This is a genomic window from Candidatus Enterococcus wittei, from assembly GCF_002140175.1.
GTDB classification, from domain to species: Bacteria; Bacillota; Bacilli; order Lactobacillales; family Enterococcaceae; genus Enterococcus_B; species Enterococcus_B wittei.
The window spans coordinates 1,062,603-1,074,987 of record NZ_NGMO01000001.1; the positions used below are offsets into that span (position 1 = coordinate 1,062,603).

The following is a 12,385-nucleotide window of genomic DNA, read 5'->3' on the forward strand; positions in this document are numbered from 1 at the left end:
GATATGAATCCGTCACCCTTCCCATTTTCATTAATAAAACATCCTATCAATCATTTTCTATCAAAGACAGTGTGTAACTTAACCAGATAATTATTATGTAACCTAAACAATTATAACCACTCATTCTATCTAAAATAAAGAACGTGGAACAAAAGTATGATTTACTCTTATTTCATGCTCTAAATGCGTATAAACGGCGGAATCAGAAGCAACCCCCTTCGATAACAAGCTGAAATTCACAAACATTTGAAAAACAATTTTCGTGAATTCCTTCTTATTTTCCGGAGTTAGCCGCTTCTGTCCCAGCCTCTTTTCATTGCTAATGAATCGTTTTCTCACCTTATTTCACTGAACCGATCATTCCTTGAACAAATTGTTTTTGTAAGACGAAAAAGACGATGGCTGTTGGTAAGGTGGTAATGACTAACCCGGTCATGATCATCCCGTAATCCGGAGTATACGAGGCTCCCATTGCTGAAAGTACTAAAGGAACCGTTCGCTTGTCTGGGGACTGTAAAGCCACGAGTGGCCAAAGGTAATTGTTCCAACTACTCATAAATGTAATGATGGCTGCTGCTGCATAAGTATTTTTTGCTGTAGGCAGATACACTCGAAAAAAAATGCTCAATTCTTTTAGACCATCTAACCGAGCTGCTTCTACTAAGTCTTTCGGAAATGACTTGGCATTTTGACGAAAGAAGAAAATCAAGAAAGCTGTACTAATCGAAGGTAGAATCACCACTGAAAAACGGTTGATCCCTAGCGGAGTCCCGTTGAGTTGAGAAAACATGCGATACAATGGAATCATCAATGCTGCAAATGGAACCATCATGGACAAAAGCAATATACGAAAAACAATTTCTTTACGCTTGCTTTTGTAAATTTCAAACCCATACCCAGCCATTGAAGAAATCAGTAATGCAAAGACAGTCGTCGCAAGGGCAATCACAGCGGAATTCCATAATGAACGGGAAAAATTCAAATCATTGGTAAACAGATTTTGTAAATTGATTCCTAAACTCTCTCCGATTTTTAGTTTTCCTGATTGAATATCAACTGCTGTATTCGTCATCCCTAAAATCATCCAAATGAACGGAAAAATGGATACAATCGATACAACCGTCAATGATGTATATTTAAAAAACGTCAATAAGAATTGTTTGATATTGATTTGTTTAGTCACCCTACTTTGTGTTTGACTTTCAGCTAGCTCTCTCATGACGTTTCCCCTCCTATTTTTGTTTGAATGATCGATAGCATAACGATGAAGATGACGATCACAAAGGATACTGCTGCTGCATACCCAAAATTTGGTGTAAACTTATAACTTAGATTGTAGATATACTGAGAAAGTGTGGTCGTCGCATTTGCTGGACCTCCCCCAGTGATATTTTGAACTTCATCAAATAATTGCAACGTTCCGATCGTTGATGTGATGGAAGTAAATAAAATGATCGGTTTCAAATTAGGAATAGTGATTTTGAGGAATTGTTGACCTTTTGAAGCACCATCTATTTCTGCAGCTTCATAGATTGCAGGATCGATATTTTGCATACCGGATAGGAAAAAAATCATATTGTACCCTGTCCAACGCCAAGTAATCGAAATGATGATCAATACTTTTGCCCAAAATGGATGAGTCAACCAACTAATCGGATCATCCAGTAAGCCGATCCCTAATAAAAAATTATTCACCAGGCCCGATTGGGAAAATAAACTTTTCATAATCAATGAATAACTGACCATCGAAGTAATACAAGGCAAGAATATAGCTGTCCGAAACAATCCTTTAAATTTTAATTTTTTATCATTCAGGAGATTAGAGATAAACAGGGCTAAAAAAAGCATGATTGGGACCTGAACCAATAAGTAAAGAAAAGTATTGAAGAAAGCTTTTCTAAAAGTAGTATCTCCCAACATCCGCTGATAATTGCCTAAACCATTGAATGTCATATTTACTGGTGGTCCACTTTGAAATGAAGTAATCAGCGCTAATCCCATTGGAATGAAAACCATGACAGAAATCATGATTACTGGTAAGACTAAAAAAGCATGACCATTTTTAAATAAATCTTTTTGTTTCATTTACGCTTCCCTTCTTTCATTACAACAAAAAAATTTGTAAAAATACTTTCAGGAACTACAACTGCTCGAAGCATTTAAAGGTAGCCCCTTTCCTCTTTTTTAAAAGCTAAAGTCATAAGCACCAATCAAAAAACTTTAGTCCATTGATTCGTGCTTACCCTTTACCTTTAGCTTGTTAGTTGGCTAATTGTGCTTCCACTTGTTTTTGGGTATCAGCTAATACTTTATCAGCTGACTCCCCATTGATGATTCGACTCAATGATTCGGCCACTACTGATTCGATAGCATAGGTTTCATGACCATAATTAACCTCAGGGATTTCTGCTGTCCATTTTGAAAAGTCATCAAACACTTTTTGATCACTGTAGAATTCAGAAGGTTTTTGGTAGGCTTCTTGGTCTTTTGCACTTAGCATCGTGGAAACTAAACCAATCTCTTTGGCCAAAGTTCCCATCAATTCTTCATTTGTTGCAAATGTTTTGTCTAAGAAATCTTTGGCATGTTCTTCACCAGCCACCCCTTTGATCACATACCAACCTGCTCCACCTAAGTTAGAAGCTTGCGCTTTTTGCATTCCAGTTGGAAGCGCTGGGATTGGTGCGATTTTCCATTTTCCCGACTGATCTTCTGCTCCCTGGATCGTTGAGGAATACCAAGCACCTATCGGACTGGAGGCTATCGAACCAGATTGGATCGCTGTCACCCCAGCATTCCAATCAGAAGTTTGTTCTACTAAATCTTCTTTTAACAATGTAGCGAAGAGTTCCAATCCATATTTCAGTGATTGATTGTTTTCAATCGTAACTGTCTTACCATCTTCTGAGGTATACCATTCTCCTGCTTGTTGCATGATCATTCGTACGCGACCTAAATCTGAAGGGTTTACTTCTGTGATTTTCTTTCCTGTTTTTTCTTTCACATCACGAGCAACTTGCACGTAATCATCCCACGTCAAATTGTTCATATCTTCTTCAGTGTACCCAGCTTCTTCTAACAAATCTGTCCGATAAAAGTTGGCTGTGACACCTGAATCAAAAGGCACACCATAAATCTTGTCATCTACCTTATTCACCGCAAACTTGTAAGTTGCGAAATTATCTTCATCGACAATGTCATTTAATTCTGCAAAAGCATCTGGATAAGAGGTGAGGTATCCTTGAATACGATAATCTTCAATCAAGACAATATTTGGCAGTCCATCTGTGTTTCCACTGGCTAAAGCCGTATTAAGTTTTTGGACAATATCATCTTGTGACATCGTCACAACATCAACTGTGACATCGTCATTCTCATACACTTTTTTTGCTTCATTGACTGCTTTGATATTGAATGTTTCATCCCAAGCCCAAACAGTGACCGTATCTTCCTCTTCCTTTGCTTCCCCTGATGAGTTGCCACACCCAGCAAATAAAGTGGTTGAAGCGATAAGTAACCCCATGCGTATTCCCCATTTTTTCCAATCCATTTTCTTCCCGCCTTTTTTATGGTTGATTTACTACAAGCACATCATACCACGTTTGCAAGCGTTTTCTTTTTCATTTTTCATTCTCCAGAAAAATATCCTAAAATAGGAAAAAAGTACAACAAGTCATTTGCTCCCATCACTTTCCAAATTTTTTAACTTGCATTTGCCTAGAATTCCCAGTATTTTTAATTTAATCAACATCTACACTGGGGGAAAAACATTGAAGAACATTCTTTTAATTGATGATGAACAAACGATCCTACATGGTCTAACCACTTTAATTGACTGGCCTGCCCATGGATTTGCACTAAAAGGAGCTTTTTCTAAGCCTTTGGAAGCGCTTGATTTTTTTGATCGTCACACAATTGATATCGTGATCACCGACTTAATGATGCCCGAATTAAATGGGATCGAGCTTTCTCGTTTGCTAAAAAAACAACGACCTGACACTCAAATCCTTGTTCTTTCTAGCTATGATGATTTTCACTTAGTGAAAGATTCCTTTAAAGAAGGTGTATCTGACTATCTATTAAAGCCTAAATTAAATTCAGATAGTTTATTGAACGCTCTACATTCCTTAGCTAACGATCCAAAGAAAAAGACATCCGCTTTACCCAATTTTCAAGAACGAATCAGTGACTACACGAGTAACTATTTATCTGGGATTTCCTCAGCTGACCCATTAGCAAAAGAATCATTTCCACATGAACGATTTTTCTTACTGTATTGTGAAGAGGCACATGAACAAAAATACCAACGTATAGCTAAAAATAAAGAAGTCGCTACTCACTATACAACAGATGCACTTTCAATCTTTCCTTTTGCAACGACAACAAACGATACCGGTTTTTTGATCAACTCCAAAGATGGCGAAGCATTACAATCTTTTATCGACCTTTTTAGAGAAGATCATCCTGAAAATGATTGTTTATATGTATTATCAGAAGAAATCTATTTTCCGAATTTTTGTGACCATTTCGCAACTCTCAAACAACGTAGCAAGGGGCAAATATTCTACCTATCCACTCAATTATTGATTACTGAACAACAGTTGATTCCACTATTAATAAGTGATGAAGAACCAACGAAAAGTTATTTGACTAAAATCTTAAATAAAGATTTCATCTCTGCTATTGAAGAGTTGCAAACCTATTTAAAGAAGGCGTCTAACTTAAAATTACAACCTAGTTACTTGAAACATGAAACGATCAACCGACTTTATGCATTGATCAGTGGGATTGCAGAGGAACAGGAACCTCAAAATGAAATCAGTATGATGAAGATCACTGTCCCAACTCTAATCACCAATGCCAAACACTGGGAAGATTTTACTGCCATTGTGGATCATGCGATCAACCGCTTGTTAGAAGTGACAATGACCTTAAAAAAAGATAATTCTGAGATATTAACATTGATTTATGAATACGTTCAGGAAAATTATCAACAGGAGATCAGTCTTCAAGCCATCTCAGAAAAGTACCATTTCTCATACAGTTATCTGTCAACGATTTTTACGGAGAAGTATGGCATCAATTTTACGAAATATCTAAAAAAAGTCCGAATCAACCATGCAAAAAAATTATTAGTGAAAACCTCTGCCCCGCTTTCAGAAATTTGTTCAAAAACTGGGTTTTCAGAAATCGGCTATTTTTCCCGAGTCTTTAAAGAAGAAACTGGCATTACTCCTTCTCACTATCGCAAAGGAAAATTGAAGTTATGATAAAAAAATTAAAAGAACATGAACTTTTTACAAAACTATTGCTGATCTTCGTGGTTGTTCTTTTCATACAAGCTATCATTATTTCTCTGTTTATTTATTATCGCTCCAAAGATGCATATATCGAGCTTTTTGATAAATCAAATGAAACCGCAATGAATAAGATCCAACATGATTTTGAGACCTTGAATGATACAATCGAAAATACCTTAACACAATTAGCGCAAAGTGCTGCTGTGGAAGCCTATTTTAAAAAGAACGACCAGACACCACTTGAAAAAATCAATGAATTACGCACGATACAAAAATTGAATGATTCTTTAGCTCCAATCTCACCCGATATCCGTAATGATATTTTTCTCTTTGGTGAAAACGGTCGGATGTTCATCAGTAACGATATGATTAGTGACTTTACCGCAGAAACATTTTTTGAACAAGAATTTATAGACAAGCTCCATAAAAATCCTGCTTCGACCCAAATGATCTTCACCACTTTTGGCCTTACCAAACGAGATAAAGATTCGCCAAGTATTCTATTCATAAAAAAACTACAAACAACGTTTAATCAAACCTACGGCTACGCAGTCGTAGCGATCACTTCTCAGGAATTATCTAAACTATTTACACAATCAGTCAACTCAGAAATCACTCAAATTGACTTTGTTACAGAGGAAAAAAGGATCTTTGCTTCGAATGAAGAACAACGTGTAGGCACACTCTACCCCACGTTTGACGCCATATCAAAAAATCAAACGCAAATAAAAGAGAATCGTCGCGTAGCCCATCTTCCACTTTATCGGCAAAATTCAGCACTCGTGAGTGAAATCGATGTTCTTTCTTTGACGAACCAGATGGGAATGATCCTCCCTATCATAATATTTAACAGTGTGATGATGATTTTGGTGGGGTGTGTTGTATTTATTTATTTGAATCGTCATACAAAATCCATTTATCAACTCATCGATGCCTTGAAACAGATTGGCAAGGAACCACAAACAACGACCGTTCCTATCCATGGAACTTCAGAGATTCGCACGCTAGGAACCACGATCAATCATTTATTAACTACTATCGACGATCATCATAATCGACTACTTCAAAATGAACAGAGGAAACGGGCATTAGAGATCAAAGCGATGCAAGCTCAGATCCAACCTCATTTCATTTATAATACGTTAACGAGTATCAAGTTTTTAGTATGGCAGCAAAAGAACAACGAAGCAATTTTAGGTATCGAATCCTTCATTGATTTACTACGAAGTACGATTGGTAACAAAAAGGAGATCATCCCAGTCAGCGAAGAAATAAAAAGTGTCGAGAGTTATATCGCTATTTTGACCCTTCGATATGGAGACAACATATCGACGAAACTTATGATACCAGAAGAATTATCTGTACTTTATATGCCTAGCATGATCATTCAGCCTATCATCGAGAACGCTTATCTTCATGCTTTCCAAAAGAAAACTAGTGGTTTTATTACTGTGTATGCAACTGTGAAAGAAGAAATTTTCGTGTTAGAAGTCATTGATACAGGAGATGGTTTTGATACCTCGCAAACTAAAAAAGAAAAAGATTATTTCTCAGGAATCGGGATTGAAAATGTCCAAGAACGTATACAATTACTTTATGGTGAGCCATTTGGTCTAAGCATCCAATCGATTATTGGAATAGGTACGACTGTCACCATTTCACTACCTGTACTAAGTAAAACGAAGCAAAAAGACGAAATTGCAGAAGAAAAGAACGAAGATGTTATCTGATGAAATAAATTTTTTTGTAAAAAACGCAAAAATAGCCGAAAATCCTAGTAAGCTTTTTCATCTCTAGGATTTTCAGCTAATTGATGTGAGCTAACTAGCATACGAACACATAAGTAAGTGCTAGGCTTGTGATTCAGTCCTAGTTGCTACGTTTATAGCCTTTATTTGACCGTAAAACTGAATTCATGATCCTCTTCTCCACTAATATGAAACGGTGCTTCGACATCGGCTCCCCATGAATTGATCCCGCCTACTCCACGAACTTTCGCTAACATGGTCAAAACAGTCCGTCTTTCAGGGGGTAATTCTTCTATATGTGTCGCATTTTCCAATTCTTCTGCTTTAAAAGGCAATGCAGAAAAGGCGAAGTTTTCCGTCGTTTTTTCAAAGCGTAACGAGAACTCTTCTTTGCTATGATCTGCGTTGTTCAAGGTCTGATCTCGTGTAATCTCCAGCCATTTCGTATCCATATGCACACCACAATCTTGGGGAACTAAATAAGGAGGGAACGGTAATCCTTCCACCTTATAAATTCCTGGGATCCCTCCTGCCTTCCGATCGGGATAGGTCTCACCTGAAAGGCCTTCATATTCATAATGTTTTGCTTTAGTCGGCATAATGAACCGTAAGCCCAACAAAGGTAATTCAGGTAAACCTTTTTGGCCATGGTAGGTCATCTTGATTCGCAGATCCCCATTTCCCTGAACGAAATAAGCGACATCTACTACTGTTTGAGGGACAGTATTGATTTCCAGTGTAAAAATGATTTCCGCTGTTTTGGCGTACTCCTCATTACTATATTGATTATTGTTAGGTGCAGTAGGTTGCTTGATTTCTTCTTCATTGATCCGAACAGTAAATCCTTTGACTATTGGATACAATCCTGCGCCTAGCCACATATTTGAACGATAACCAAAACCACTGCCGCGGTCGTTGTCTGTCAATGCTCGCCAAAAAGTTGGCATTGTTTCTCGATACAACCACTCTTTTCCGTGTTTTTTCAACGACTCTAAGCCGCCTCTTGTATAAGAGAAAATGTAATGTTTGTCGTTTGTTTTGATTCCAAGGGTACAATCCCCATAAATGATTCTCAACTTAGGAGCTGTATTTTCCATAATAATATCTTACCTCCTGTATCGCTGGTTTTTCTTGACCATCTGCAAAAACAATACCATTTCCTGAAAATTCGTAATCGGAAGGTTTGTCATCAAAATCGCCACCATAGCGCATAACCTTTCGATGAGTCACTGGATCAATGACTTGAATCGCTTGATCTTTGAAGTCCCAAATATATCCACCTTGATACATGTCATACTGATCCAATAAATCCATATAAGAGCCCAATCCACCTAGAGAATTCCCCATATCATGCATATATTCACATAAAATAAAAGGTTTTTCCGCTTTGTTTTCCAAATAATCGATGATCTCTTCAGGTGGTGCATACATACAACTTTTCACATCAGAGATAGAAGTTTCAAATGCTGGATTTGGATAATTGCCTTCATAATGGACTAAACGCTCTGGATCTTTTATTTTGAAATACTCGTTCATCAACCGTATGTTTTCTTCCGCATAAGATTCATTTCCCAAAGACCAAAACAAAATACTTGTATGATTCTTGAACGTTTCAAAATTTGTCTTTGCTCGATCCAAGACTACTTCACGCCATTGTGGCATCGCTCCAGGAACATTATATGAAGGTTCAATCGCACCCATCTTCTGCCAAGAGCCATGAGACTCTAGGTTTGTTTCAGCCATCAAATGGATTCCTGCTTGGTCACATAAATAATACCAAGGAATTTGATTCGGATAATGAGAAGTTCGGACACCATTAATATTGGTTTTTTTGATGATTTCTAAATCTTTTTTCATTTCATCTACGCAAATCACGCGTCCAGTCTTTTCGCTCCATTCGTGTCGATTGACTCCATTGATGATCAAACGTTTACCATTCAAATACATGACTTTTTCTTTTATTTCAATTTTTCGGAAACCAAAAGGATACTCGACATATTCGGTCATTTCATCTCCTTCATAAGTTTCTATTTCAATCGTATAAAGGTTAGGTTTAAAATGATCCCATAAGACGACTTTTCCCAGTTCAATCTGTAAAGAGACGTTTTCTTGAATCGAATGACTTTCTTGATAGAGTAGCTTATGTTGGGGATCAAGGATCTTGAGTCGCAACCGATTATTAGTCGTAACCTGTTCAAATGTAAAAGAAACATCTAACGTGCCATTTTCGTACGTGTCATCAATGGTTGGTCTTAACCACAGATCTTCTAAGTGGTTTTTCCCTCGGGCGATCAGCGTAACATCTCTAAAAATCCCGAAGAACCGAAAGAAATCTTGATCTTCGATAAATGCTGTGGTACTTCTTTTGTGAACTTCCACTGCCAAGCGGTTTTCAGTCTCTAAAAAAGGCGTTAGATCAAATTCTGATGGTGTGAAAGAGTCTTCTGCATAACCAATGAAGTGTCCATTCAACCAAACATACATTGCTTGTTCTACTCCTTCAAAACGCAACGTGATTGCTTTTCCTTGCATCCCTTCCTCTAATTGAAAAGTGGTTACATAAGAACCAACTGGATTTTCCTCTGCTTGGGAGAAGAGTCCTTTCATTGCTTCTTCCGGGCTTGTTGTATAAGGTGGTCGACGGAATTCATGTCCTTCCCAAGGGTACATTGTATTAATATAGTGGATTTTTTCATAACCACTTAACTCGATATGTCCCGGAACTTGGATGGTTCCAAAGAAACGGTCATCGAAATCTTTTTCATAAAAATGGACAGGACGACTTTTTGCATTTGGAGAATAATGGAATTTCCATTTGCCATTCAGCGTTTGTATTCTGGAACTTTGTGTCGAGCATTCCGTCTTTGAACCATAGATCTGATGATCACTATGAGCGTTTCTTTGATTGATACGAAAAACTTGAGGATCATCTAACCAATCAATCATTGCTTTCATTTTGTTCTTCCTTCCTTTATTTGTTTTTTATTGTTTCTTCTGGAAAAGAGCTAACGATTTCTTTTGAGTCACTTTTGGTTTGGCCCCAAACCTTCGTCTCATGATATTTGTTTCATTAAGGCTTTTTTATTAAGTAAAAGTCTTATTCGGAAAACGTTTACTTTCCCGTTATTTCCTGTATACTGTTTACTAAACAATTTTGTCAACAAATATTTGAAAATTATTTTGAAGGAAGTGTCGAAAATGGTCGGAATCAGAGATGTGGCAAGAAAAGCCAACGTATCCCCCACCACTGTCTCACGTGTATTGAATCAGGATAATACACTCCATGTATCACCTGAAACAAAACAACGGATCTTTGAGGTAGCTAAACGATTAGATTACGATATCCATAAGCGAAATTACGTAAAAAAAAGAATGCCATCGATTGGTGTTATTTCTACCATTAGTAAAGCGAGTGAAGCGAAAGATGTCTATTATAAGGAATTGCGAATGGGTCTTGAAGAAGAAGCACGTCGCTTGCATATGGGTATGAATCGCATCTACAACCTGTCAGATCATCCTACTGAATGGAAAGATTTGGACCAACTGGGCGCATTGATTGTTGTTGGTACTGTTACGAAACAATCGATCAATGATTTATTGGAACAAAATCCTCATTTAATTGTTGTTGATAATCCCGATATCCAACAACAAGTCGATATGGTCTATGGTGATTTAGAACGCATGACAAAAGCGGTTTTAGCATTATTTTTGGAAAATGGACACAAACGAATTGCTTATATCGGTGGTTATCAGGTCGAGTTAGATGAACTTGGAAAAAAAACGATCACCTCAAATGAAAAAAGAGTCCGAGCCTACTTACATTTTATGAACGATCATCATTTAGACGAATATGCTCATTCCCTTTTAGGAAATTGGACAGAAGAAGACGGCGAACGATTAGCAATAGAACTGATCCAACAGGCAGATCCATTGCCTAGTGCGATATTAGTAGGCAGTGATCCAATGGCTATCGGAGTGTACCGTGCTTTGAAAAAATTCAATCTGGCCATTGGAAAAGATATCATGATTGTAAGCTTTGACGATATCGAGATGGCGAGTAAACTTTCCCCAGGGCTGACTACGGTTCAAATCAATGCAAAGTCATTAGGAAAAGCGGCTGTCCGATTAGCCGTAGAAAGGATTGAACGCATTCGTGATGAACCGATCATTATGACATTCCCTACTCAGCTGATCGTTCGTGAAAGCTTTATTCCTAAATAATCTTTTTAACTGGTCTACTTCAACTAAAGCAAGCAGAAATATCTAGTAAAAAACAATGAATCTCAAAAATCAAAGCTACGTTTTTTGAGATTCATTGTTGTATTTCACAGGAAATTTATAATGCTTATCCTTTCGCCCTTCTTGAAATATCGTGTGGAATCGTCAGTAGCAAACTACTTGACACCAACCTTCGAAGGGATTTTGACCAGCTGCTCTAACGTTCCATACTCTCTAAAGTTTTTTCCATCCTCGGCTGCTCTTTCTCATTTACCTTTGATTTACCCCCTATCGTTTTTTACCACTTTCTTTTTCATTATGAGCTTTGACTTCTATCCATGCGTGATAATATTCAAAATATTCGCCTCGTTCTGTGACATTTGTTAATAAATACTGACCAACGACTTTACCAGTCAAATACCCTTGTTTTTCCAGCTTTTCTTTCACTTCATGAAGATTATTATTGGTCAGATTATTCGATTCAACTTTTAATAAAAAACGAATATACGTGACTTTTCTGTCATTTTGCCAAACCTTTTTGGAAGATGGGATTATTTTATTTTTTTTCTCTATAAAAAATCCATAAAGTGGTTCTTCACTAATTTTCCGATCCCAAACGATCGCAAAACTGGAGGAATTTTTCAAATATTCTTTCGAGGATAGGATATCTTCAGAATCCATCACGACGATTGCTTCAAACGGGATCTTCTCTTTTTGAAACCCTGTATTTTCACTATCGATCATCCGCTTCAACTGCTCTTTTCGTGCGTGAATTTCCTCAAGTTTTTTCTTTAATAAGTTCTGCTCAGTTATTAGTCTCTCTTCTGTTTCAGCAAGCGTTTCGTAGAATTCAGTTAATGTTTTTTTATAGAGATTCTTCATTTGTTTCAACGGAATATTTAAATTTCGATAAAAATTGATATCGTAAATTTGATAAATATCATCAATATCAAATAAGCGATAATCATTTTCTTCATGCCTTGTTGTCTTGATCAACCCTTCAGCATCCCAGTAACGAATCGTTGAACTTGGTATATTCAATAATTCGGAGACTTCTCCGATCGTATAGAGTCGTTTCATTTTTCTTCACCTCTTCTCTCATTTTACCTTTTTGTCTAT

General features: G+C 37.1%; 9 protein-coding genes. 3 read left to right on the forward strand and 6 right to left on the reverse strand.

Annotation, left to right across the window (positions count from 1 at the left end; all coding sequences use genetic code 11):
- Positions 1 to 340: 340 nt before the first annotated feature.
- The 3 genes from A5844_RS04060 to A5844_RS04070 form a co-directional block, all read right to left on the reverse strand.
- Positions 341 to 1,219: a carbohydrate ABC transporter permease gene (locus A5844_RS04060; protein ID WP_086283989.1), complete on the reverse strand. Its 879-nt coding sequence runs from the start codon at positions 1,217 to 1,219 to the stop codon at positions 341 to 343.
- Positions 1,216 to 2,085, reverse strand: coding sequence for a carbohydrate ABC transporter permease (locus A5844_RS04065; protein WP_086283990.1), 870 nt, complete (start codon positions 2,083 to 2,085; stop codon positions 1,216 to 1,218). Before A5844_RS04065 ends, A5844_RS04060 begins: the two co-directional genes overlap by 4 nt.
- Before the next feature lie 175 nt (positions 2,086 to 2,260).
- On the reverse strand, positions 2,261 to 3,550 hold the full coding sequence (locus A5844_RS04070; protein WP_086283991.1) for an ABC transporter substrate-binding protein: 1,290 nt from the start codon (positions 3,548 to 3,550) through the stop codon (positions 2,261 to 2,263).
- Between the two features lie 220 nt (positions 3,551 to 3,770).
- Between A5844_RS04070 and A5844_RS04075 the strand changes: the two genes are divergently transcribed.
- On the forward strand, positions 3,771 to 5,270 hold the full coding sequence (locus tag A5844_RS04075; protein ID WP_086283992.1) for a response regulator transcription factor: 1,500 nt from the start codon (positions 3,771 to 3,773) through the stop codon (positions 5,268 to 5,270).
- Positions 5,267 to 7,030, forward strand: a complete 1,764-nt coding sequence (locus A5844_RS04080; protein WP_086283993.1) for a cache domain-containing sensor histidine kinase — start codon at positions 5,267 to 5,269, stop codon at positions 7,028 to 7,030. The genes A5844_RS04075 and A5844_RS04080 overlap by 4 nt, the downstream gene beginning before the upstream one ends.
- Before the next feature lie 161 nt (positions 7,031 to 7,191).
- On the opposite strand, the gene A5844_RS04085 is transcribed toward A5844_RS04080, so the two are convergent.
- Both A5844_RS04085 and A5844_RS04090 read right to left on the reverse strand, forming a co-directional pair.
- Complete coding sequence (locus A5844_RS04085) at positions 7,192 to 8,145, reverse strand: beta-galactosidase small subunit (protein ID WP_086283994.1); 954 nt, start codon at positions 8,143 to 8,145, stop codon at positions 7,192 to 7,194.
- On the reverse strand, positions 8,126 to 10,003 hold the full coding sequence (locus tag A5844_RS04090) for a glycoside hydrolase family 2 TIM barrel-domain containing protein (protein WP_086283995.1): 1,878 nt from the start codon (positions 10,001 to 10,003) through the stop codon (positions 8,126 to 8,128). Before A5844_RS04090 ends, A5844_RS04085 begins: the two co-directional genes overlap by 20 nt.
- 243 nt (positions 10,004 to 10,246) lie before the next feature.
- Between A5844_RS04090 and A5844_RS04095 the strand changes: the two genes are divergently transcribed.
- Positions 10,247 to 11,269, forward strand: coding sequence for a LacI family DNA-binding transcriptional regulator (locus A5844_RS04095; protein WP_086283996.1), 1,023 nt, complete (start codon positions 10,247 to 10,249; stop codon positions 11,267 to 11,269).
- 285 nt (positions 11,270 to 11,554) lie between these two features.
- Here A5844_RS04095 and A5844_RS04100 read toward each other — a convergent pair whose 3' ends face one another.
- Positions 11,555 to 12,346 (reverse strand): MerR family transcriptional regulator, encoded by a 792-nt coding sequence (locus A5844_RS04100; protein ID WP_086283997.1) that lies wholly within the window; start codon positions 12,344 to 12,346, stop codon positions 11,555 to 11,557.
- Between the last annotated feature and the right edge of the window lie 39 nt (positions 12,347 to 12,385).